Genomic DNA, 21,866 nt, shown 5'->3' with positions numbered 1-21,866 from the left:
GGGGGGGGGGGGGGCGTCCGACTTCTCGTCCTTCATGTTGCAGGCGCAGGCTTCGAAGGCGCAGATCCTGGGTCTGGCGGTCGCGGGCGGCGACGTCATCAACGCCATCAAGGCGGCCAATGAATTCGGCGTGAACAAGACGATGAAGCTGGCCTGCTGGCGGATTTTTTTATGCCGGCACAGCCTTATTTGCATTTTTCGCCGGTTTGGAAATACCGCTTGACCGCAATTTTCTTCCTACACTACTATTTCAGCCACGCCGCGCTCTGCGCAAAGACGGATCCGGCAATAAAAATTAAACCAAGAGACAGCATCGGACCGACAAGACCAGATCGTTCCAACCGTTCCAGACATTTTCCCGGCATCGTTCCTGCTGCCGGGCATTCATCGCAAGCGCAGCCCGGGCGACCTGGCGGATTTTTTTATGCCGGCACAGCCTTATTTGCATTTTTCGCCGGTTTGGAAATACCGCTTGACCGCAATTTTCTTCCTACACTACTATTTCAGCCACGCCGCGCTCTGCGCAAAGACGGATCCGGCAATAAAAATTAAACCAAGAGACAGCATCGGACCGACAAGACCAGATCGTTCCAACCGTTCCAGACATTTTCCCGGCATCGTTCCTGCTGCCGGGCATTCATCGCAAGCGCAGCATCCATGCCGGGGTTTCACATCACCGTCCACCAGACGGCATAAAAACAGCAACGCAGACACAACCAATCAGGAGGAGCAAAAGATGAAGGTCAAGATGACAGCCATCGCGGCGACCGTGGTCGCCGCATGTGCAGCAGGATTTGCCGGACCGGCGGCAGCGCAGATTTCGGGGGAGGTGGTCAAAATCGGCCTGATTACCGACTTGTCGGGCGTCTACATCGACATTGACGGCCAGGGCGGCGTCGAAGCGATCAAGATGGCGATTGCCGACTTCGGCGGCAGCGTCAACGGCAAGAAAATCGAACTGATCACCGCCGACCATCAGAACAAGGCCGACATTGCCGCCTCCAAGGCGCGTGAATGGTTCGACCAGCAAGGCGTGGACATGCTGATCGGCGGCACCAATTCCGGCACCAGCCTGGCCATGGCCAAGGTGGCCGGCGAAAATTGAGTGGATCCATGCCGGGGTTTCACATCACCGTCCACCAGACGGCATAAAAACAGCAACGCAGACACAACCAATCAGGAGGAGCAAAAGATGAAGGTCAAGATGACAGCCATCGCGGCGACCGTGGTCGCCGCATGTGCAGCAGGATTTGCCGGACCGGCGGCAGCGCAGATTTCGGGGGAGGTGGTCAAAATCGGCCTGATTACCGACTTGTCGGGCGTCTACATCGACATTGACGGCCAGGGCGGCGTCGAAGCGATCAAGATGGCGATTGCCGACTTCGGCGGCAGCGTCAACGGCAAGAAAATCGAACTGATCACCGCCGACCATCAGAACAAGGCCGACATTGCCGCCTCCAAGGCGCGTGAATGGTTCGACCAGCAAGGCGTGGACATGCTGATCGGCGGCACCAATTCCGGCACCAGCCTGGCCATGGCCAAGGTGGCCGGCGAAAAGAAGAAAACCTTCATCGCCGTCGGCGGCGCCACCGCGCGCCTGACCAATGAAGAATGCACGCCCTACACCATCCACTATGCCTACGATACGGTCGCGCTGGCCAAGGGCACCGGTTCGGCCATCGTCAAGAACGGCGGCAAGAGCTGGTACTTCCTGACCGCCGACTATGCCTTCGGCGCCTCGCTGGAAAAGGATACCTCCGACATCGTCAAGGCCAATGGCGGCACGGTGACGGGTGCGGTCAAGCACCCGCTGGGGGCGTCCGACTTCTCGTCCTTCATGTTGCAGGCGCAGGCTTCGAAGGCGCAGATCCTGGGCCTGGCCAATGCGGGCGGCGACACCATCAACTCGATCAAGGCGGCCAACGAGTTCGGCATCAACAAGACGATGAAGCTGGCCGGCCTGCTGATGTTCATCAACGACGTGCATGCGCTGACGCTGCAGGTCACGCAGGGCATGTACCTGACCGACGGCTGGTACTGGGACATGAACCAGGAAACCCGCGACTGGTCCAAGCGCTACTTCGCCAAGATGAAGCGGATGCCGTCGATGCTGCAGGCAGCGGACTATTCGGCAACGACCCAGTACCTGAACGCGGTGAAAGCCAGCGGCACCGACGATCCGGACAAGGTCATCGCGCAGATGCACAAGACCAAGATCAACGACTTCTTCGCCAAGAACGGCTATATCCGTCCCGACGGCCGCATGGTGCACGACATGTACCTGATGGAAGTGAAGAAACCGTCCGAATCGAAGTATCCGTGGGACTACTACAAGGTGGTGCAGACCATTCCTGCCGAACAGGCATGGACCACCAAGGCGGAATCCAAGTGTTCCCTGTGGAAATAAGCGTGCGCTGACAAACCTGCCGGCGCGGGGCTTCTCCCCCGCCGGCAGCGTCTCACCGGCCCGGAAAACGGCCTCGGATTGGCAAAAAACAACATCCCGGCCCCGCCCTCGGCCATTTAGATTTGGTGCAAACCCATGATTTCATTGTATAATTTCGGACTGTTCACCGGCAAGTGATCGACAATCGGGTCAAGAAGCAAGGCGACCGACGAAGTGACGATTGGCTACCACTAATTTTCAAGGCAAAAAATGAAACCAGGCATTCACCCGGATTACCGCGAAGTTCTGTTCCACGACGTTTCGAACGACTTCAAGTTCATCACCCGTTCGACTATCGGCACACGCGAAAAGGCCGAATTCGAAGGCAAGGAATACCCACTCGTGAAGATTGAAGTTTCTTCCGAATCGCACCCGTTCTACACCGGCAAGCACAAGATCGTCGACACCGCAGGTCGCGTCGAGAAGTTCCGCCAGAAGTTCGGCACAGTCGGTTCCAAGACTGCAATCGCAGCAGAATAATTTCTGCACGATGTCAAAAAAGGCAGCTCCGGCTGCCTTTTTTGTTTGGCCCACCTTGTCGTGGCGCACCTGCTGTCGCACTCAGAAACAACTATTTACGGTGAATTCCTGCACAATAGGGCCTGCAAAAAAATAACACCGGAAATCGCCCTCCCGAGCGATGCCGCGCAGCCAGCCCGCACGGCAAGCAAGACCACCCAACCCCGCAGTCCAGAACAAGAGCAACAAGATCTTGATGAAGCCAGTCCGCCTCCCTGCCGCCGCGACCAACGCTCTGCCTCGCTGGGGCCTGCTCGCGCTCGGCTTGCTGTATATCCTGCCCGGCCTCATCGGCCGCGATCCATGGAAGAACGACGACGCCGCCAGTTTCGGCATCATGTGGACCATGGCGCACGGCAACCTGATGGACTGGCTGGCGCCCAACATCGCCGGCATGGCGATGCCCGCCGAGAGTCCGCTGGCCTACTGGTTCGGCGCCATCTGCATCAAGCTGTTCGGCTGGCTGCTGGGCGATCCGCTGGCGGCGCGCATTTCGACCGTGGGTTGCTTCCTGATCGGCTCGCTGTCAATCTGGTACGCCACCTATCTGCTCGGCCGTCGCAGCGAAGCGCAGCCGCTCAAACTGGCCTTCGGCGGCCAGCCGGAACCGCGCGATTTTGGCCGTACCCTGGCCGACGGCGCTTTCCTGATTTACCTCGGCTTCCTGGGTCTGCTGCTGCACAGCCACGAGACCAGCGCCAAAACCCTGCAAATCGCATTGGTGGCTTATGCCATGTACAGCGCCGCGCGCGTGTTCGATACCAACAAGCCACATCAGGCGCTGTCTCTGGGCGCGGTGCTGGGCCTGCTGGTGCTGACGCACGGCTGGCTGCTGCCGGCCGGCGTGCTGCTGGGATTGCTGGTGTTGTCGGGCCTGCACTATCGTCCGGTGTTCAAGTCGCTGATCGGCCTGTCGCTGCCGACGGCGCTGGCGATCTGCCTGATCTGGGTCTTTTCGATCCGCGCCCTGCTGCCCGAGGCCAGCGCGCAGTTTTCGACCTGGCTCAGCTGGAACATCTATCAAATCAACTGGCCGACCATGGCCTCGCTGAAGTTCTTCGGCAAGTACGGCGTCTGGTTCGCCTGGCCGGCATGGCCGTTCGCCGGCTGGGCCGTGTACGCCTGGCGCCGTCAGTTGCAGTCTCTGCACATTTCGCTGCCGCTCGCCTTCTTCATCCCGCTGACGCTGCTGGTGCTGCTCAACGTGCACAGCGAAGAAGGCATCCTGCTGCCGCTGCTGCCGGCATTGGCGATACTGGCTGCCTTCGGCCTGCCGACCATGAAGCGCGGCGCCATCAATGCGGTGGACTGGTTCTCGGTGATGACGCTGACCACCTGCGCGGCCTTCATCTGGATCGGCTGGATCGCCAAGGAAACCGGCTGGCCGGCACAGATCGCCAAGAACGCCTTCAAGCTCGCTCCCGGCTACAAACCCGGCTTCAATGCGATCGCGCTGGCGATTGCCGTGCTGACCACGATTTTCTGGATCCTGCTGGTGCACTGGCGCATTTCGCGCCGGCCTTCGGTGCTGTGGCGCGCGGTGGTGCTGTCGTCTGGCGGCGTAGTGCTGTGCTGGGTGCTGCTGATGACCTTGTGGCTGCCATGGGTCAACTACGGCAAGAGCTACGCCGGCGTGGCGCAACAGATCGAAGAACGCATGTCGGCAGTCAAGCAATGCGTGGAATCCAACGTCGGCCCGGCGCAGCGCGCGTCGTTCGCCTACTTCGGCCACGTCCATTTCGAAGACCGCCCGGATATGCGCTGCGACTTCCTGCTGCTGCAGGACAGTATCGACAACCAGAACGCCGAGCAGATGCTGCGCCAGTATGAAGGCCGCTGGCAACTGCTGTGGGAAGGCCGGCGCCCCTCCGACCGCGACGAGCGCTTCCGCCTGTATCGCCGCATCGGCAATTGAAGCGATACCGGCGGCCTGACCCAGGCCAGGCCGGCGTCGACTTTTGAACAGCATGACATCACGCATCCATACATTCCGCATTGCTTCGCTGGCCTGGCCGATCCTGATCGGCCAACTGGCGCTGATCGCCAACGGCGTGATCGACACGGCGATGGTGTCGCGCTTCTCGGCGATGGATCTGGCGGCGCTGTCGCTCGGGGTGTCGATTTACGTGAGCGTATTCGTCGGCTTGTCGGGCGTGCTGCAGGCATTGTTGCCGACCATCGGCCAGCTGTACGGCGCGCGCTTCGGCGACATCGGCCGCGAAGTGAAGCAGGGATTGTGGCTGGCCTTTTTCCTCAGTTGCATCGGCTGCCTGGCGCTGCTGTTTTCGCCGGTGTTCCTGTCGTTCGCGCAAGCCTCGCCGGAGCTGGCTGAAAAAGCCACCCTCTACCTGCGCATCGAAGCGCTGGCGCTGCCGGCAACGCTGGGTTTCCGCGTGTATGCCGCGCTCAACAACGCGATCTCGCGTCCCAAGATGGTGATGGCGATCCAGATCGGCGCCTTGCTGCTGAAGATTCCGCTCAACGCCTGGTTCATCTTCGGCGGCCTCGGCTTGCCGGCCTTCGGCGGGCCGGGTTGCGCCATCGCCACCAGCCTGATTGCATGGCTGATGCTGCTGACCGGCTGGATGCTGGTGCGCGGCGCGCCGATCTACCGCGAACTGCGCGTGTTCGGCAGCGGTTTCGTCGCACCGCAATGGAAAGCCCAACGCAGCCTGCTGAAACTCGGCATTCCGATGGGCCTGAGCTATTTCATCGAAGTCACGGCATTCACGCTGATGGCGATCTTCATTGCGCGTCTCGGTGCGGTTGCGGTCGCCGGTCACCAGATCACCGCCAACGTCGGCACCGTGCTGTACATGCTGCCGCTGTCGCTGGCCAACGCCACCGGCACGCTGGTGGCGCAAGCCATCGGCGCGCGCGACTGGCAGACGGCAAAGAAGATTTCCCGCGCCGGCATCCGCCTGTCGGCGATCCTGTCGGTGCTGATCGGCGTGGCGGTATGGTTCGCGCGCGAGCAGATCATCCGCGCCTATACGCCCGACGAAGTCATCATCGCGTCGGCCTTGCCGCTGTTCCTGTTCATCGCGTTCTACCAGTTGTTCGACTCGCTGCAGGTGACCACGGCCTTCGTGCTGCGTGCCTACAAGGTGGCGGTGATCCCGACGGTGATTTATGCGGTGGCGCTGTGGGGTATCGGACTCGGCGGCGGCTACATCCTCGGCCTCGATCCGTTCGGCGTATCGCCGGCATGGCTGCACGGCGCCGCCGGCTTCTGGCTCGGCAACAGCGCCAGCCTGGGGCTGGTGGCGTTCTTCCTGATCTGGTATTTGCGCGTCATCCAGCGGAGCGTGGCGTAGAGCAGCCGAGGGCCGCCAAACGCTTCAGGACATCAGGCGAACGCCCTGCCCTGACCTAAAAAATGCTGCACGTCTCCCGCTGCGCCCGGACGCGCCAGCAGGAATCCCTGCACCTGGTCGCAGTTGAGTTTTTGCAGCGCGGCGAGCTGAGCTTCCGTCTCCACCCCTTCGGCCACCACTTCCATGTTCAGCGCATGCGCCAACGCGATGATGGCCGATACGATGGCCGGCCCGGAGTCGCCGCCCTGATCCAGGCGCGACGTAAAGAACTTGTCGATCTTGAGCTGGCGGCAATGGAACTGCTGCAGATACGCCAGACTGGAATAACCGGCGCCGAAATCGTCGATGGCGATGTCGTAGCCGAGCTGCTGCAAATCGGTGATGATGCGTGCGCTCTTTTCGACGTTCTTCATCGCCGCGGTTTCAGTGATTTCAAACATCAGGCGCTGCGGCGCAATGCCGGCCTGACTGACGATGGCGGTAACGCTGTCGACCAGATCGGGACGCATTTGCAGCGGCGACAGATTGAGCGCCACCTTGACCGGTGGCATGCCGGCCGCATCCCAGCGCACGATCTGCGCGCACACTTCGCGCAACACCCAGTCGCCGATCGGAATGATCTGGCCCGAGCGCTCGGCGATCGGGATGAACTCGGTCGGACTCATGCTGCCCAGCTCCGGATGATCCCAGCGCAGCAAGGCCTCGACGCCGGTCAGGGTACGCTGGCGGCCTTCGAATTTGGGCTGGAAATGCAGCGACAACTGGTTGTGCTCCACCGCCAGTTGCAGCGCATGGCGCACCGTCAGATGCCGCATCGCGCTGGCGTGCATGGCCGGCTCGAAGAAACGATAGGTATTGCGACCGTTCTGCTTGGCCTCGTACATCGCCGCGTCGGCGTTCTTCATCAGCGCCTCGACGGTGTCGCCGCTGTTGGGATACACCGCGATGCCGATGCTCGACGTCACGCGCAGCGTCGCCTCGTCGACGCGAAAATCCTGGCGCAGCACGCTCAGGATATTTTCCGCCAGGTTTTCCACCACTTCGGGCGAAGCCAGGTTGCCCATCACCGCCACGAACTCGTCGCCGCCGATGCGCGACACCATGTCTTCACTGCGGATGCAGGCGCGGATGCGCTGTCCGACGGCGATCAGCAAACCGTCGCCGACCGAGTGGCCGAGCGAATCGTTGATGGCCTTGAAGCCATCCAGGTCCATGAACAGCACTGCAAACGACAGGCCGCTGCGTTTGGAAACGTGGATCGCATGCTGGATGCGCTCGGCCAACAAGGCTCGATTGGGCAGGCCGGTGAGTACGTCGTGCGTGGCGAAGTGCAGCAGCTTGTCGTTGGTGCGACCGACGATTTTCCTGAGCAGCTTGGTTTTTTGCGCGCCGCTGAAAATCAGCGCAGCGATCAGCACGAACAAGGTGCCGAGCACCACCGCGCTCATCAGGTTGTCGCTGTCGATGCTGGCGTAAGTGCTGCTGATGCTGTCGGGCGAAAAATTGGCCGCCGCCATGTTCAGGCAGTGCATGAAGAAGATGCCCAGGCCGAGCATGCCGGCAAAAATCACGCGGCGCCAGAAATGATCGCTCTTGCGCGCGTTGAGCGTATAGATGATCCAGATGTTGAGCACCGCGACGGCCATCGTCGCCAGCACCGACAGGATTTCCAGCCACGGCGTGTAACGCACCGCCGGCATGATCTGCATCGAGTGCAGGCCGATCCAGTGCACCACCGCCATGCCGCCGCCCAGGGCGACGCCGTCGCCCAGCATGCGCGGCCAGCGCAAGCGGCGTTGGGTGGAGCGGTGCAGCAGATAGAACGACAGGCCGATGCACAGCAGCAACGAGATCCCGGTGAAGAAGGCGTTGTAGCCGATGTTGATCGGCAACTGGAACGCCAGCATGCCGGTGAAATGCGTGGACCAGATGCCGACGCCGAACACCAGCGCGCCGCCAGCCAGCCACATGCGGCGGTAGCGCGCGGTTTCCTGCGATGAGATGCGTTCAGCGATTTCCAATACCGTGTACGAAGCAAGCGTCGCAACAAATAGGGAAAAGCAAATCAGCAAAAGGTTATAGGAGCCGGCCATGATCTGAGAAATCCGTCTGCATCTTCCGTTCGAACTGCGTGTTACGAAAATGAATCCCGTGAATCCACGACGACAAACAAAGCTTCATCGATCGCGATAACGCATCGATTTTCACAAACAAAATCAGGAGAAAAAAGCGTCGCAAACGCTCGTGTTTTTGCATGCGCTGCCGTTTGTCGTTTGCTCTTTATTCATTCGCGACAATCGGCGCAATCCGGCGCAATCCCTTTATCCGCGCCTATTCTAGCTGGTTTGGACCAAAAAATCCCGGCTTCTTCCCCGCCGTTTTCACGAGGTGAAAAGAACTGGATTTTCTGACAATACGACAGCTCCCGCGCGGCGCTTTGCAAATCTGGTCGCAAAAGCTCTTTTTGCCTTCTCGAAATGCTTCGAACAAGGTTCGCGCAAACACCGAGAATAGCCTGAAAGGCTTGCTGGGCGTCATGTTGGGAGATTCAGACACATTACAATTGTTATCTATCAGTCAAGTTAAAAATAAGACAAGATAGCTACAACTTGGTGACGTTAAGCGGCGTTGATTATAAGTCACATCCTCCGCGTAATTATTCCAAAAAATAAAAGTACCCAATCCTCACCCACTAGGCAGTAAGTTCCAGTCATGGAAAACGCGAACGAGAAATTTGCAAAACGACTGCGCGCCTCGATGGAAAAAGCGGGTTATGAACCAAAACCCGCTGTTCTGGAACGCGAGTTCAATTTGCGCTATTGGGGAAAACCGATGACCTTGCATGGCGTGCGACGCTGGCTTCTCGGTGAGTCCATGCCGAACCAGGACAAGCTCGAGACGCTCGCCGAATGGCTCATTGTCACGCCGCAACATTTGCGCTTCGGCGAAGAAATCGGCAAGCGCATCGACAAGCGCCGTGCCCGCTGGGAAGAAGCCATCGGCTACCGCGAGCGTGAAGCCTTCGAAGCCTTCATCAACCTGCCCGCGCCGCAACGCAAGATCGTCAAGGAAGTCATCTTCGCCTTCGCGCAAGTCACTGCAGCGCTACCCGTAAAGGTTGTCAAACCCAAAGCCTGAAGAGACGCCTCGCGATGCCGCTCAGGTGGCAATGAGCGAGCTCAGAGCGTGCGCGCCTTGATCGCTTTGGACACAGTCATGCAATGCTCGACCTGTTCGGCGATCGCAATCGGCACGGTTTTCTCGCCGCGCAATACCGCCTCGATCCAGCGCGCCGTCACGGCCGCATCCCTGCCCTCCGGCAAGTCCGGAATCTCTTCCGCCACTTTTTGCTTCTCCACCAGCACCGTGCGCTCACCGCCATGGAACCAGTCGATCTGCTGCGCGCGCCGCGCGTTGGCGACGGTTTCGCCTTCGGTGCCGCGCATCAGGAAAGCGTCCCCGCGCTGAGGCGGCGCAGCGTCGACAAAATACTTGCCGAGCATTTCCAGATATTCGGGATGCGTGTACGAGGTCAGACGTAAAGCGGGCGCCGCAAACGGCTGCATGATCTTGACCAGCGTATGCGTTGAATTGCGCACACCGAGCACGCGCCGCATCGCCAGCAGACGCGCCATTTGCGGCGCCAGCACCTGGATCGGGATGAATGCCGGCTGCCGGTTGGCCAGCGCGGCCTCGGCTTCGTGCGGACCGATCGCGTGAAGAATGCCGAGCGCTTCGAAAATCTCTGCGCTGGTGACGCGTTGCGGATCCTGGGTTACGCCATGCATCAGCACCGGCACGCCTTCACGCGCCAGCAGCAAGGCCAGCAACGGCGTCAGGTTGGCCATGTGGCGCGAGCCGTTGTAGCTCGGAATCACCACCGGCGCGTAGTCGCCCAGCGGCGCCTGCAGCGGCGTAAAAGAGGCTTCGGCGGCATCCAGGAAGCCGGCGATTTCTTCCACCGATTCACCCTTGACGCGCATGGCCAGCAGAATCGCCCCGAGTTCGAGGTCGCTCACGCGGCCGTCCAGCATGGCGCCGTAAAGCAGTTGCGCATCCTCGCGCGACAAGCTGCGCGCACCATCCTTGCCGCGTCCGATTTCCTTGATGAAGCGGGCCGCAGCCAGCATTTCCTTGCCTGATTCCGTCATGATCGCGCTCTCGTATTGCTGCCGTTATTGCTGCCGTTTTTGATGAGCGCAAGGGTACACCATGCGACGCATCTTGTGCGCCGCCGTGGCTGTGCGCGCCTTTCCTTTACAATAGCGCCTTCGGACGCCTGCGCGTTCCCACTGTTTTCCCTTCTGCAACACATGATAGTTCTCGGCGTCGAATCCTCCTGCGATGAAACCGGCCTGGCGTTATACGACACGCAAAAAGGCCTGCTCGCCCATGCCCTGCATTCGCAAATCGCGATGCATCAGGAATACGGCGGCGTCGTCCCCGAACTGGCCTCGCGCGACCATGTACGGCGTGCGATTCCCCTGCTCCGGCAAGTCTTCGAACGCAGCGGCATCGCCCACAACGACATCGACGCCATCGCCTACACCCAAGGCCCCGGACTGGCCGGCGCGCTGCTGGTGGGCGCCTCGGTAGCCTGCGGCCTCGGCCTCTCGCTCGACAAGCCGGTGCTCGGCGTGCATCACCTCGAAGGCCACCTGCTGTCGCCGCTGCTGTCGGCCAAGCCGCCGCAGTTCCCCTTCGTGGCGCTGCTGGTGTCGGGCGGCCATACGCAACTGATGCGCGTGGACGGCGTCGGCCAGTACGAACTGCTCGGCGAAACCCTGGACGATGCCGCCGGCGAAGCCTTCGACAAGTCGGCCAAGCTGCTCGGCCTCAGCTATCCGGGCGGCCCGGCGATTTCGCGGCTGGCCGAATTCGGCGATCCGGGTGTGTATCAGCTGCCGCGCCCGATGCTGCATTCCAAGAATTTCGACTTCAGCTTCTCCGGCCTGAAGACGGCCGTGCTGACCGTGGTCAAGAACCAGACCACCAACATCTGCGAACAGGACAAGGCCAACATCGCGCGCTCCTTCGTCGACGCCATCGTCGACGTGCTGGTGGCCAAATGCATGAACGCGCTCAAGCACACCGGCATGAAGCGCCTGGTCATCGCCGGCGGCGTCGGCGCCAACAAGCAACTGCGCGAAGGTCTCAACGCCGCTGCCGCCAAACGGCGCTATCAGGTGTTTTATCCGGAACTGGAATTCTGCACCGACAACGGTGCCATGATCGCCTTCGCCGGCGCCATGCGCCTGCAGCAGCATCCCGAGGCGGCAAAGCGCGACTATGCGTTCAGCGTGCGGCCGCGCTGGCCGCTGGATGAGATCAATACGTAGTCACTGCGTAATCAACACGCAATATCGGAATAAATACGATTCCCACGGCAAATACGCGCAGCTAAGATGCATCTTTTTTTCAAAAACAGATGCCTCACAGCGACTTTGCCGCCTTCGCAAAAAAATACAAATCCAAATTCAGAAAGATCTCCGCAGCGACAAAAGGAGAGCACGAAGCTGATGACGTGCAGGCGGAAGCCTGGCTCATGGCGGAAAAAATAAAAGCGAAACAGGGATTCGAAATCGACTTTCTGAATCCGGCGCACGTCGATTTGCTATTCAGTTATCTGTACCAGCAACTGGTGAACTACGACGAGAAGACTATCCGCATGGCGGTCCGGCTGGACGCGTGGGATTATGGCGACGATCCTGAGCATGACAGCCATCCGCTGCTCAACAAGCTGCGTAGCGATCCGGCCGATGACCCGTTGGCGATGCTGGAATTGAAGGAAGCCGAGAATCGGGAGTTGCACGTCAGCCCGCATCATTCACGCGCTGCGGCCTATCTCAAATTGCTGGAACACTGCGACAACAACATCGCCGTGCTTGCCACGTATTTGCTGATTTCCACGTCATGGTGTTATCGCTGCTACAACCGCGCCAGACATACGGTAGAACGACAAATGCAATTGCCAGAGACGCTCAAGAGCGATTTCATGCCGCGCACGTGGCGGAAATTTCAGTTGATCCGAACATCTCTGCCGCAACAGCGTTCGTTCAATTTTCATTTGCCATGGGAGCAGTAGCCGCTCCCGGCCGGCTGGCGCTCCGTGATTATTTTTTCTTAGCGCCGATCTTGCTTTCCTTGCCGGCCAACAGATTGGCGATGTTCTTGCGGTGGCGGAAGATCAGCAGCACGCTCATCGCCAGCACCGCCAGCAGGATGCCGTCGGCGCTGCCGAACAGGAGGCCGTAGTAGAACGGCGCGAACACGCTGGCGATCAGCGCCGCCAGCGAGGAGTAACGGAATGCATAGGCGATCGCCAGCCAGGTGACCAGCGTCGCCACGCCGAGCCAGACGTTCAGCGCCAGCAGGATGCCGAGTGCGGTCGCCACGCCCTTGCCGCCGACGAAGCGGAAGAACACCGGCCACAGATGACCGAGGAAGACGGCGATGGTCGCCAACGCGACGCCGGTGTCGCCGACGCCGAATTGCGGCCCCAGTTTAATTGTCAGCCATACCGCCAGCCAGCCTTTGAAACCATCGCCCAGCAAGGTCAGCGCCGCGGCCTTCTTGTTGCCGCTGCGCAGCACGTTGGTGGCGCCGGGATTTTTCGAACCGTAGGTGCGCGGATCGGACAGGCCGAAGGCCTTGCTCACCACCACGGCGAATGAAATGGAGCCGATCAGGTAGGCGGCGATTGCAAACAGTACTGTATTCATTGAATTCTCTTTCTTGACGCTGTTTTTACGGCAGCTTGTTTATTCTTCCAGCGCGCAGTGTACAGACTTGCCGGGCAGGACTTTGACGATGACGTCCGGCGCAATCCCGATCAGGAAACCGCGTCGGCCGCCATTGATGTAAATCTTCGGAATCGCCAGGATGCTTTCTTCGACGTAGACCGGCATGGCCTTGCGCGTGCCGAACGGCGAGGTGCCGCCGATCAGGAAGCCGGAATGGCGATTGGCCACTTCCGGCTTGCACGGCTCCACCGACTTGCAGCCGATTTGCCGCGCCAGGTTCTTGGTCGAGACCTTGCGGTCGCCGTGCATCAGCACCAGCATCGGCCTGGCCGCTTCATCCTGCATCACCAGCGTCTTGACGACGTGATGCTCGTCCACGCCGAGTTCGCGCGCCGACACGCTGGTGCCGCCGTGCTCTTCGTAGGGATAGGGATGTTCGGTAAAGGAAATGCCGTGCTTGCGCAGGAATTGCGTCGCCTGGGTTTCGGAAATATGGTCTTTTTTGGAGCTCATTTGGCGCACATTATGCCGCAACTTGAAACGGCTGAAATGGGTTATCCACGCGGATGATGTTCCGCATGCAATTTCTTCAGGCGCTCGCGCGCCACATGGGTGTAGATCTGGGTGGTCGAAATATCGGCGTGGCCGAGCAGCAGCTGCACCACGCGCAGGTCGGCGCCGTGGTTGAGCAAATGCGTGGCGAAGGCGTGGCGCAAGGTGTGCGGCGACAGCGGCGCACGGATGTCGCCTTGCAGCGCGTATTTCTTGATCAGCGTCCAGAACATCTGGCGCGTCATGGCGCCGCCGCGGGCGGTGACGAACAGGGCGTCGTCGACCTGGCCCTCCAGGATCAGCAGGCGGGCTTCGCGCAGGTAGCGCTCGATCCAGCTGCGCGCCTCTTCGCCGAACGGCACCAGGCGCGTCTTGTTGCCCTTGCCGGTGATGCGCAGCACACCTTCGTTCATGCCGACTTCCACCGACTTCAGCAACACCAGTTCGGATACGCGCAGGCCGCTGGCGTACATCAGTTCGAGCATGGTGCGGTCGCGCAGGCCCAGCGGGGTCGTAACGTCAGGCGCGGCCAGCAAGGCTTCGACCTGGCCTTCCGACAACACCTTGGGAAAGCGCGGCGGCTGCTTGGCCGAGCGCAGCCGCAGGCAGGGATCTTCGCTGATGCGGTTCTGCCGCAGCGCCAGCAGGAAGAAGCGCTTGAGCACCGCCAGCCGGCGATTGGAGGAACTGGCCTTGGTGTCGGCGTGGCGTGCGGCGAAATAAGCGTTCAGGTCTTCTGCCTGTGTAGCCAGCAAATCCTTGCGGCGCTCCGTCTGCAGCCAGTGTGCAAACAGCGTCATGTCGCGCCGGTAGGCTTCCAGCGAATTCTTGGCGAGGCCGTCTTCCAGCCACAGCGTGTCGCAGAATTCATCGATGGCGGCCAGGCTGGCGCCGGTGGCTTGGACCTTGGGCGCCCGCCCGGCGACGCTTTTTCTGGCAGGCTTGGCTGCGCCAGCAGATGCGTCAGTAGCCATCGACGCCTTCATGCGCCAACAGCCAGCGCTTGACGCTGAGTGGGAAGCCATCCTCGTCGTCGCGATGTGAATAGCCACCCAGTCCGCCCGCCGCCGTCACGCGATGGCAGGGTATGACCAGCGAAAACCAGTTGGCGCCGCAAGCCTGCCCCACCGCCGCGCGGCGCCGACCGGATGAATTTGGCGATCTGGCCGTAGGTGCGCACTTCACCGCGCGGAATCGAGGCGATCGCATCCCAGACGCGGCGCTGGAAATCCGAACCGACCTCGGCCAGCGGCAGCTTGAAGCGGTAGTCCGGTTTGTCGATATAACGCAGGATCTGTTTGACGGCCTTGTCGGCCACGGCGTCGGTGGCATCCTTTTCGCCGAAGTGCCTGGGCAGCGTAACCATCTCCACAATCACGCCGGCGGAAGTGCGAATGCCGATGCCGCCGAACGGTACGTGTACGATGGCGGAGAAAATATCGCCAGCTTGTGTATTCTTCATGACTCGGAAACATTGAGGGAATACGCTATTTAAGCACATCGCCGCAGTCGGCTGCCAACCCGCCGCCACTCCACCTCCACCTTCACCCTGCTGCAATCGAGGAACCAGATACATGACAACACCTACCAGCCACGCCGATCACCTCGTCGTCACCGCCCCCTCGCTGGCCGAAGGCATTGCCTACATCGAGCAGACCCTCGGCGTGTCGCCGCAAGCCGGCGGGGAGCACGTGCGCCTCGGCACCCACAACGCCCTGCTCAAGCTGGGTCGCGGCTTTTATCTGGAAGTCATCGCGGTCAATCCGGCGGCTCCTGTCCCACAACGTGCGCGCTGGTTCGGGCTGGACTACGTGGCCGCCGGCAGCAAGCCGCGCCTGGCGACCTGGGTGGTGCGCACCGACGACATCGAGACGGCGACGGCGGCATCCGCCATCTCGCCCGGCATCGTCGAAGAAATGAGCCGCGGCGCGCTGCAATGGCGCATCACCATTCCCTCCGACGGCAAGCTGATCCTGGACGGCGTGATGCCCAGCCTGATCCAGTGGAACAGTTCCAGCCACCCGACCGACAACATGGCCGATCTCGGTTGCAGCCTGGTCAAACTGGAGGGATGCCATCCGCAAGCCGCGGCAATCGCCGCCAGCCTGGCGAAGATCGGCCTGCAAAGCCACGTCGACATGCACCAGCCGGCACCGGGACAGAAACCGCACATGCTGGCGCTGATCCAGACGCCGACCGGCCTGCATCCGCTGGGGATGGCGGAATAGCCGACACGAGCAAGCAAATACGCGCAGAAAATAAAAAAGGCGCATCTTGCGATGCGCCTTGAAATTACCCTTGTGCGTCCCGGCCGTTTAAACAGCTTCTTGAACTCACGTCTCCTCAGTATCCTCGGTATCAATACCGTTTGTTATGCACCACCCGCTTTGTATCCGGTGCCGCCCGGGTGCGCCGTTCCGATGATTCGGAAGGGTCGCCGGCCAGGCGCGTACATCAACAACAATGAACCAAAAACAAGACTGCTCTATTCGATTGCTGGGTCGGCAATGACCGTTTGCCGTTTCAGCGAAGCCCGCACTTTAGCAGCACTCTGCGCGCTTTCAAAGCACTTTTTCAGGGCAAAAACAACATGCTTTTCAGCAACTCAACAGACATCTGATGAAGCCGACCCCGCGCTGCTGCGCGAGGTCGGCGCGGGGTCGGCCCATTTCCCACCGATCAGTTATAGATCAGGTTAGGCAGCCACAGCGACAGGGCCGGCCAGTAGGTCACCAGGGCCAGGAAACCGAGCATGGTCAACAGCCACGGCATGACCGCAATGGTCAGCTCGGTGATGCCCATCTTGGTGATGCCCGAGGCCACGTACAGGTTCAGGCCGACCGGCGGATGGCACATGCCGACTTCCATGTTGACCACGATCAGGATGCCGAAGTGGACCGGATCGATGCCCAGCTTCATCGCCACCGGGAACAGGATCGGCGCCATGATCAGCACGATCGATGACGGTTCCATCACGTTGCCCGCCAACAGCAGCAGGACGTTCACCACCAGCAGGAAGGTGATCGGGCCGAGGCCGCTGTCGGTGATCATCGCCGCCATCGCCTGCGGGATGTTTTCGCTGGTCACCAGGAAGGAGAACAGCACCGCGTTGGTGATGATGTACAACAGCATGGCCGACATCGATGCGGAGTCCAGCAAGACCTTGGGCACTTGCTTCAGGCCCATGTCCTTGTAGACGAACACCGCGATGATGAAGGCATACACCGCCGCCATCGCCGCCGCTTCCGTCGGCGTGAAGATACCGGTATAGATGCCGCCCATCACGATGACGATCAGGAACAGGCCCCAGCCGCTCTTGCGGAAGGCCGCACCGCGCTCGGCCCAGCTCGCCTTCGGCAGACGCGGGTAGTTATGCTTGCGCGCCAGGTACCAGGTGGTCGCACCGAGCAGGAAGGCCAGCATCAGACCCGGCACCACGCCGGCCATGAACAGCTTGCCCACGGAGGTGTTGGTGGAGACCGAATACATCACCATCACGATCGACGGCGGAATCAGGATCCCCAACGCGCCCGAGGTCGTGATGACGCCCGCGCCGAATTTGTTGGGGAAACCCTGTCGCACCATCGCCGGCAGGATGATCGAACCGATCGCCACCACGGTGGCCGGCGACGAACCGGACACCGCCGCGAACAAGGCGCACGCCATCACGCCCGCCAGCGCCAGGCCGCCGTGCCAGTGACCGACCATCGCCGTGGCGAAGTTGATCATGCGCCGGGCGACACCGCCGTGCGTGAGGAAGTTGCCGGCCAGGATGAAGAACGGGATCGCCATGATCTCGAACTTCTCGATGCCGGTAAACAGCTTCAGCGCGACCGACTGGATCGGCACGTCGGTCATGGTGAACAGGAAGGTCAACACCGTCAGGCCGAGCGAGATCGAGATCGGCATCCCGGTCAGCATCAGGCCGAACAGCAGGACGAAGATAATGGCTGCGTTCATGCTTTTCCTCCTGCGATTTCTTCGTCGAGGCCTTCGACGTAGGCGTGGTCGTGTTTCGGCAATTCACCAGTCTTGATGAAGGCCCAGCAGACCTGCAGGAAACGGAAGCACATCAGGTAAGAACCCAGCGGCACGGCCATGTAGACCATCCACATCGGTATTTCCAGCACTTCGGACGTACTCGAGTGCTGTGAGATTTCCCAGACGAACTGAGCGCCCAGCGTGCCGACGATGCCGGTGAACAGCGCGCCGGCCAGCAGGCCCAGCACCACGAACTTGTTGCGCCATGGCGTATTCATGCGATTGATCAGCACGTCGACGCCGACGTGGATGCCGGTGCGCACGCCGTAGGCGGCGCCGAACTTGGCCATCCACACGAACATGAAAATGCACAGCTCCTGCGCCCAGCTGGTGTTGATTTGTATCAGTTCATCCTGCAGCCAGGGAATCGGCAGGCCGGAGGCATAGCGGTGCAACACCGCCACGAAGATGATGACGGTCGCCGCCGCCATCAGGAAGGCGATCAGCCACTCTTCCAGGTGGTCCAGAAATTTCAACATTGCGTCTCCTCATTGGGATGAAAAAACCGGCGAGCGAGCGCCGCCGGATTCCATCCCTGTCAGTTTTTTTTTCAGACGCAGGCGGCACGCGGCACGCCTGCATCGGTCGTTGTTGTATCCGACGCGATTATTTCTGACCCAATGCTGCAGCTTCCTTGTTGACCGCGGCGATCAGATCCTTGCCGATGCGGTCGGCCATCTGGGTCTGCACCGGCAACAGGGCTTTGCGCCATTCGGCCTTTTCCTTGTCGTTCAGACGATAGATGGTGGTCTTGCCGGTCTTTTGCACGGCAGCCAGCGCGGCGTCGTTCTCTTGCTGGGCGATGGCGTTGGCATACTTGGTGGCGTCCTTCATCGCACCTTCCAGCGCGGTGCGGATGTCGGCCGGCAGGCCGTCCCAGAACTTCTTGTTGACGATGACCGCATAGCCCAGGTAGCCGTGATCGGAGACCGTCACGTGCTTCTGCACTTCATGCATCTTCTGGGTGTACAGGTTCGATGGCGGATTCTCGGTGCCGTCGACCACGCCGGTCTGCAGCGCCTGATAAACCTCGGAGAAAGCCAGCACTTGCGGATTGGCGCCGAGCGCGCGCATTTGCGCGTCGAGCACCTTGGACGACTGGATGCGCATCTTCAGGCCGCGGAAATCGGCCGGCACATGCAACGGCTTATTGGCCGACATGCCCTTGAAACCATTGTCCCAGTACGCCAGGCCGGTGATGCCCTTGGGCTCCAGCTTCTTGAACAGGTCCTTGCCGATCGGACCTTCGGTCACGCGATACAGCACTTCCTTGCTCGGGAAGATATACGGCAGGTCGAATACTTCGAATTCCTTCACGCCCAGCGGACCGAACTTGGCCAGCGACGGCGCCAGCATCTGCACGGCGCCCAGTTGCAGCGCCTCAAGCTCTTCCTTGTCCTTGTACAGCGTGCTGTTCGGATAAACCTCGACCTTCACGCGGCCTTTGGTGGCTTTTTCGGCCAGCTCCTTGAAGCGTTCGGCGCCTTTGCCCTTGGGCGTGTCGTTGGCGACGACGTGGCTGAATTTGATGATGATCGGCGCCTGGGCAAATGCATTGCCGGCGATGATGGTTGCAGCGGCAAGTGCAAAAACTAATGACTTGAGTTTCATGGTTGTCCCCTTTTTTGGTTTTGAAAAATATGGAAAAGGCGTGGTCGCGATTCTGACTGAGCGCATTTTGCCATGACAAAATGCTGACACAATTGTGGATAACCACAATTTGCATGACGCGCCGCAACATCCGCTCCTGTGCCGTCGCTCGCGATAAACTACGCGCACCACGCCATCGCCTCTTTACCGGACCTCATGACCCAGCAGCACACTTCCTCTCCTTCCCATCTGCTGTCGCCGGGACGCCGTCACCTGTTGCGCTGGGTCATGCCGATCCTGCTGGTGCTGCTGTTCCTGATGACGCTGATCTGGCTGCCGCGCCAGGCGCAGCAGATGGAGTCGAGCGAACGCCAGGAACAGCTCATCGCCGACTCGCTGTGGGTGGAACAGGCGATCCGTTTCCAACTCAGCCGCGACGATGAAAGCATGCGCCTGATCGCACGCGAGATCGTCAACGAGCATCTGAAAAAGGACCAGTTCCGCAGCCGCCTCAACGCGCTGCTGCGCAACAACCGCGAGTTCTATCGCGTCACCTGGCTCAGCGCCGAGGGCAAGCCGATCGCCTCCACCGATGACTTCCCGGTCCCGCGCCACGAATTGTCGACGCCGTCACAGCAGGCTGAAGAACAGGCGCGCACCATTCGCCGCCCGATCTACAGCGCCCCCGCAGTGCCGCCCGGGATCGCCGAACCGGTGGTGATGGATTACCACATCCCGTTGTTCCGCGAAAACCATTACCTCGGCAGCGTCGTCGCCAGTTATTCGGTGGCGCGCGTGCTCAACGAAATGGTGCCGTGGTGGTTCGCCCAGGACAACGAAATCGTCCTCACCGACACCGACGACAAGGTGGTCGCACGACGCACCGCAGGCGGTCCCGGCCTCAACGTCTATACGCACCGGCGCGAGCTGGAGCTGCCCGGCCTGACGCTGCGGCTGCACACCAACAGCACCAAGAGCGCGCCGAAGCTGCTGCCCAATCTGCTGGTCGGCTCGGTCATCGTGTTGTCGCTCGGCTTGCTGTGGAGCCTGTGGGCGCTGTGGCGCGACATCAACCGCCGCATGACGGCGGAAGAAGCGCTGGTGCACGAAGTCTCGTTCCGCAGCGCGATGGAAAACTCGCTGGTCACCGGCATGCGCGCACGCGACCTCGAAGGCCGCATCACCTACGTCAACCCGGCCTTCTGCACCATGGTCGGCATCCCCGCCGACGAACTGGTCGGCAAGATCCCGCCGATGCCTTACTGGGCGCCGGAAGCGATGGACGAATACCAGGAACGCTTCTCCAAGGTGCTGGCCGGCCGCGTCACGCCGCAGTTCGAAACCATCTTCCAGCGCAAGGACGGCGAGCGTTTTCCGGTGCTGATTTTCGAATCGCCGCTGGTGGACCAGAACGGCAAGCAGACCGGCTGGATGGGATCGATCCTCGACGTCACCGACCGCAAGCGCGCGGAAGACCTCAATCGCATGCAGGAAGAAAAATTGCAGACCGGTGCGCGCCTGGCCAGCATGGGCGAGATCGCCTCGACCCTGGCGCATGAGCTGAACCAGCCGCTGGCGGCGATCTCCAGCTACACCACGGGCGCGCTCAACATGATGCAGAGCGGCGCCATCGATCCGGCCTCGCTGCAACCCGCGCTCGAAAAAATCAATACCCAGGCGCAGCGCGCCGGCAACGTCATTCGCAGCGTGCACCAGTTCGTCAAGAAGCGCGAGCCGACGCGCCAGCCGGTGTCGATCAAGGGCATCGTCGACAACATCGCGCCATTGGTCGAACTGCAGGCGCAGCAATTCCTGGTGGTGGTGCAGACTGCGATTCCAGCCGATCTGCCCAACGTGCTGGGCGACGCCGTGCTGCTTGAGCAGGTGCTGCTCAACCTCACCCGCAACGCCATCCAGGCGATGGCGGCGATCGCGCCGGAGCGCCGCATCCTGCGCATCGCCGCCGCGCTTGACCGGCAGACCTCGTCGCAACAATCCGTGGTGGTGTCGGTCATCGACCAGGGCCACGGCATACCGCCGGAAGTCGCGGCCGCCCTGTTCTCGCCGTTCTTCTCGACCAAGGCCGAAGGCATGGGCATGGGGCTCAACATCTGCCGCACCACCATTGAATTCCACGGCGGCACGCTGACCTATGCCAACAACCCTGCCGGGGGTACAATCTTCCGGTTTTCCTTGCCTTCCCTGCCCGTGCAGGACTCCGCGGTTTGAACCAGAACAAAAACGCGCGCCTTCGGCCAAGCGTCACTATTTCACATGGCATCAATGCTGCACATTGTTGACGACGAAGAGATCATCCGCGATTCGCTCACATGGCTGGCGCAATCGCGCGCCATTCCCGCCATCGCCTACGCCGGCGCTGCGGCGCTCCTGGCGGCGATGGAACAAGCCGACCCCGACAGTTTCGACGTCGACGGCGAATGCATCCTGCTCGACGTGCGCATGCCGGACCAAAGCGGCGTGGCGCTGTTCGACACGCTCAAGAGCCGCGGCATCACACGGCGGCGTCCGGTGATTTTCCTGACCGGCCATGGCGATGTGCCGATGGCGGTCGACATGCTCAAGAACGGCGCCTTCGATTTCTTTGAAAAGCCGTTCAACGACAACCACGCGCGCGCGCGCGCGCGCGCGCGCGCGCGC

Annotated in this window: 21 protein-coding genes and 2 pseudogenes; 14 read left to right on the top strand and 9 right to left on the bottom strand. The window is 61.0% G+C overall.

All coding sequences use genetic code 11. The annotated features are described in order from the left end of the window. The 7 genes and pseudogenes from HLUSI_RS0125135 to HLUSI_RS0125110 all read left to right on the top strand — a co-directional run. Positions 1-223 (top strand): ABC transporter substrate-binding protein (locus tag HLUSI_RS0125135; protein ID WP_238534080.1); only part of this gene is annotated, 223 nt, incomplete at its 5' end. Beyond that, positions 220-552, top strand: a complete 333-nt coding sequence (locus tag HLUSI_RS33200) for a hypothetical protein (protein ID WP_157138013.1) — start codon at positions 220-222, stop codon at positions 550-552. The genes HLUSI_RS0125135 and HLUSI_RS33200, both read left to right, overlap by 4 nt. Before the next feature lie 196 nt (positions 553-748). Continuing rightward, positions 749-1,099 (top strand): annotated as a pseudogene (locus tag HLUSI_RS0125130) (ABC transporter substrate-binding protein); the annotation flags it as partial. A 105-nt stretch (positions 1,100-1,204) separates the two neighbouring features. Further along, positions 1,205-2,407, top strand: a complete 1,203-nt coding sequence (locus HLUSI_RS0125125; protein ID WP_414087492.1) for an ABC transporter substrate-binding protein — start codon at positions 1,205-1,207, stop codon at positions 2,405-2,407. A gap of 249 nt (positions 2,408-2,656) precedes the next feature. Then, positions 2,657-2,926 carry a type B 50S ribosomal protein L31 gene (locus HLUSI_RS0125120; RefSeq protein ID WP_016836557.1) on the top strand — a complete coding sequence of 90 codons (270 nt, stop codon included), beginning with the start codon at positions 2,657-2,659 and terminating at the stop codon, positions 2,924-2,926. Positions 2,927-3,161: 235 nt separating this feature from the next. After that, positions 3,162-4,880, top strand: coding sequence for an ArnT family glycosyltransferase (locus HLUSI_RS0125115; protein WP_016836556.1), 1,719 nt, complete (start codon positions 3,162-3,164; stop codon positions 4,878-4,880). A gap of 52 nt (positions 4,881-4,932) precedes the next feature. Then, the gene (locus tag HLUSI_RS0125110) at positions 4,933-6,282 is read left to right on the top strand and encodes an MATE family efflux transporter (protein WP_016836555.1); all 1,350 of its coding nucleotides are present in this window, start codon (positions 4,933-4,935) and stop codon (positions 6,280-6,282) included. Positions 6,283-6,314: 32 nt separating this feature from the next. Here the strand turns inward: HLUSI_RS0125110 and HLUSI_RS0125105 are convergent, their stop codons facing one another. Continuing rightward, the gene (locus HLUSI_RS0125105) at positions 6,315-8,375 is read right to left on the bottom strand and encodes a putative bifunctional diguanylate cyclase/phosphodiesterase (RefSeq protein WP_016836554.1); all 2,061 of its coding nucleotides are present in this window, start codon (positions 8,373-8,375) and stop codon (positions 6,315-6,317) included. Between the two features lie 619 nt (positions 8,376-8,994). Here HLUSI_RS0125105 and HLUSI_RS0125095 point away from each other — a divergent pair. Beyond that, positions 8,995-9,420 (top strand): hypothetical protein, encoded by a 426-nt coding sequence (locus HLUSI_RS0125095; RefSeq protein WP_016836552.1) that lies wholly within the window; start codon positions 8,995-8,997, stop codon positions 9,418-9,420. A 41-nt stretch (positions 9,421-9,461) separates the two neighbouring features. Here the strand turns inward: HLUSI_RS0125095 and ybiB are convergent, their stop codons facing one another. Next, the gene (ybiB, locus tag HLUSI_RS0125090) at positions 9,462-10,433 is read right to left on the bottom strand and encodes a DNA-binding protein YbiB (RefSeq protein ID WP_016836551.1); all 972 of its coding nucleotides are present in this window, start codon (positions 10,431-10,433) and stop codon (positions 9,462-9,464) included. Positions 10,434-10,595: 162 nt separating this feature from the next. On the opposite strand from ybiB, the gene tsaD reads away from it, so the two are divergent. Continuing rightward, positions 10,596-11,621, top strand: coding sequence for a tRNA (adenosine(37)-N6)-threonylcarbamoyltransferase complex transferase subunit TsaD (tsaD, locus tag HLUSI_RS0125085; protein WP_016836550.1), 1,026 nt, complete (start codon positions 10,596-10,598; stop codon positions 11,619-11,621). Positions 11,622-11,806: 185 nt separating this feature from the next. Beyond that, entirely contained in the window at positions 11,807-12,367 is a 561-nt protein-coding gene (locus HLUSI_RS0125080) for a hypothetical protein (RefSeq protein ID WP_157138012.1), read from the top strand. 28 nt (positions 12,368-12,395) lie between these two features. Here HLUSI_RS0125080 and plsY read toward each other — a convergent pair whose 3' ends face one another. The 4 genes and pseudogenes from plsY to HLUSI_RS30675 all read right to left on the bottom strand — a co-directional run bounded on the left by plsY (position 12,396) and on the right by HLUSI_RS30675 (position 15,039). Beyond that, complete coding sequence (gene plsY, locus HLUSI_RS0125075; protein WP_016836548.1) at positions 12,396-13,004, bottom strand: glycerol-3-phosphate 1-O-acyltransferase PlsY; 609 nt, start codon at positions 13,002-13,004, stop codon at positions 12,396-12,398. A 39-nt stretch (positions 13,005-13,043) separates the two neighbouring features. Next, the gene (ybaK, locus tag HLUSI_RS0125070) at positions 13,044-13,538 is read right to left on the bottom strand and encodes a Cys-tRNA(Pro) deacylase (protein ID WP_016836547.1); all 495 of its coding nucleotides are present in this window, start codon (positions 13,536-13,538) and stop codon (positions 13,044-13,046) included. A 41-nt stretch (positions 13,539-13,579) separates the two neighbouring features. Then, positions 13,580-14,551, bottom strand: a complete 972-nt coding sequence (gene xerD / locus HLUSI_RS0125065; RefSeq protein ID WP_050977778.1) for a site-specific tyrosine recombinase XerD — start codon at positions 14,549-14,551, stop codon at positions 13,580-13,582. Continuing rightward, positions 14,541-15,039 (bottom strand): annotated as a pseudogene (locus tag HLUSI_RS30675) (methylated-DNA--[protein]-cysteine S-methyltransferase). The gene xerD and the pseudogene HLUSI_RS30675 overlap by 11 nt, the downstream one beginning before the upstream one ends. A 112-nt stretch (positions 15,040-15,151) precedes the next feature. Here HLUSI_RS30675 and HLUSI_RS0125055 point away from each other — a divergent pair. Together HLUSI_RS0125055 and HLUSI_RS33195 are read left to right on the top strand one after the other, a co-directional pair. Next, a complete protein-coding gene (locus HLUSI_RS0125055) occupies positions 15,152-15,805 on the top strand; it encodes a VOC family protein (protein ID WP_016836545.1) in 654 nt (217 codons plus the stop codon). A gap of 51 nt (positions 15,806-15,856) precedes the next feature. Then, positions 15,857-16,276: a hypothetical protein gene (locus HLUSI_RS33195; RefSeq protein WP_157138011.1), complete on the top strand. Its 420-nt coding sequence runs from the start codon at positions 15,857-15,859 to the stop codon at positions 16,274-16,276. On the opposite strand, the gene HLUSI_RS0125050 is transcribed toward HLUSI_RS33195, so the two are convergent. The 3 genes from HLUSI_RS0125050 to HLUSI_RS0125040 all read right to left on the bottom strand — a co-directional run bounded on the left by HLUSI_RS0125050 (position 16,257) and on the right by HLUSI_RS0125040 (position 19,229). Then, complete coding sequence (locus HLUSI_RS0125050) at positions 16,257-17,537, bottom strand: TRAP transporter large permease (RefSeq protein WP_016836544.1); 1,281 nt, start codon at positions 17,535-17,537, stop codon at positions 16,257-16,259. The two genes, HLUSI_RS33195 and HLUSI_RS0125050, sit on opposite strands and share 20 nt — an antisense overlap. Next, positions 17,534-18,094, bottom strand: coding sequence for a TRAP transporter small permease (locus HLUSI_RS0125045; RefSeq protein ID WP_029364012.1), 561 nt, complete (start codon positions 18,092-18,094; stop codon positions 17,534-17,536). Before HLUSI_RS0125045 ends, HLUSI_RS0125050 begins: the two co-directional genes overlap by 4 nt. A gap of 130 nt (positions 18,095-18,224) precedes the next feature. Further along, on the bottom strand, positions 18,225-19,229 hold the full coding sequence (locus HLUSI_RS0125040; protein WP_016836542.1) for a TRAP transporter substrate-binding protein: 1,005 nt from the start codon (positions 19,227-19,229) through the stop codon (positions 18,225-18,227). A 195-nt stretch (positions 19,230-19,424) separates the two neighbouring features. Here HLUSI_RS0125040 and HLUSI_RS0125035 point away from each other — a divergent pair, with 195 nt between their 5' ends. Both HLUSI_RS0125035 and HLUSI_RS0125030 read left to right on the top strand, forming a co-directional pair. Next, the gene (locus HLUSI_RS0125035) at positions 19,425-21,437 is read left to right on the top strand and encodes a PAS domain S-box protein (protein ID WP_016836541.1); all 2,013 of its coding nucleotides are present in this window, start codon (positions 19,425-19,427) and stop codon (positions 21,435-21,437) included. 54 nt (positions 21,438-21,491) lie between these two features. Continuing rightward, positions 21,492-21,866: response regulator transcription factor (locus HLUSI_RS0125030; RefSeq protein ID WP_016836540.1), on the top strand; the 375-nt coding region annotated here is incomplete at its 3' end.

Source organism: Herbaspirillum lusitanum P6-12, from assembly GCF_000256565.1.
Taxonomy (GTDB): domain Bacteria; phylum Pseudomonadota; class Gammaproteobacteria; order Burkholderiales; family Burkholderiaceae_D; genus Herbaspirillum; species Herbaspirillum lusitanum.
Note: the sequence above shows the minus strand (reverse complement) of the source record. Positions and strands in the feature narration are given on the sequence as shown.

Coding starts and splice junctions, on each gene's coding strand:
- ybiB (WP_016836551.1), bottom strand. CDS start 10,433: ATGACGGAATCAGGCAAGGAAATGCTGGCTGCGGCCCGCTTCATCAAG.
- HLUSI_RS0125055 (WP_016836545.1), top strand. CDS start 15,152: ATGACAACACCTACCAGCCACGCCGATCACCTCGTCGTCACCGCCCCC.
- HLUSI_RS0125125 (WP_414087492.1), top strand. CDS start 1,205: ATGACAGCCATCGCGGCGACCGTGGTCGCCGCATGTGCAGCAGGATTT.
- plsY (WP_016836548.1), bottom strand. CDS start 13,004: ATGAATACAGTACTGTTTGCAATCGCCGCCTACCTGATCGGCTCCATT.
- HLUSI_RS0125110 (WP_016836555.1), top strand. CDS start 4,933: ATGACATCACGCATCCATACATTCCGCATTGCTTCGCTGGCCTGGCCG.
- xerD (WP_050977778.1), bottom strand. CDS start 14,551: ATGGCTACTGACGCATCTGCTGGCGCAGCCAAGCCTGCCAGAAAAAGC.
- ybaK (WP_016836547.1), bottom strand. CDS start 13,538: ATGAGCTCCAAAAAAGACCATATTTCCGAAACCCAGGCGACGCAATTC.
- HLUSI_RS0125115 (WP_016836556.1), top strand. CDS start 3,162: ATGAAGCCAGTCCGCCTCCCTGCCGCCGCGACCAACGCTCTGCCTCGC.
- HLUSI_RS0125120 (WP_016836557.1), top strand. CDS start 2,657: ATGAAACCAGGCATTCACCCGGATTACCGCGAAGTTCTGTTCCACGAC.
- HLUSI_RS33195 (WP_157138011.1), top strand. CDS start 15,857: ATGCGCCTTGAAATTACCCTTGTGCGTCCCGGCCGTTTAAACAGCTTC.
- HLUSI_RS0125035 (WP_016836541.1), top strand. CDS start 19,425: ATGACCCAGCAGCACACTTCCTCTCCTTCCCATCTGCTGTCGCCGGGA.
- HLUSI_RS0125095 (WP_016836552.1), top strand. CDS start 8,995: ATGGAAAACGCGAACGAGAAATTTGCAAAACGACTGCGCGCCTCGATG.
- HLUSI_RS0125105 (WP_016836554.1), bottom strand. CDS start 8,375: ATGGCCGGCTCCTATAACCTTTTGCTGATTTGCTTTTCCCTATTTGTT.
- HLUSI_RS0125040 (WP_016836542.1), bottom strand. CDS start 19,229: ATGAAACTCAAGTCATTAGTTTTTGCACTTGCCGCTGCAACCATCATC.
- tsaD (WP_016836550.1), top strand. CDS start 10,596: ATGATAGTTCTCGGCGTCGAATCCTCCTGCGATGAAACCGGCCTGGCG.
- HLUSI_RS0125050 (WP_016836544.1), bottom strand. CDS start 17,537: ATGAACGCAGCCATTATCTTCGTCCTGCTGTTCGGCCTGATGCTGACC.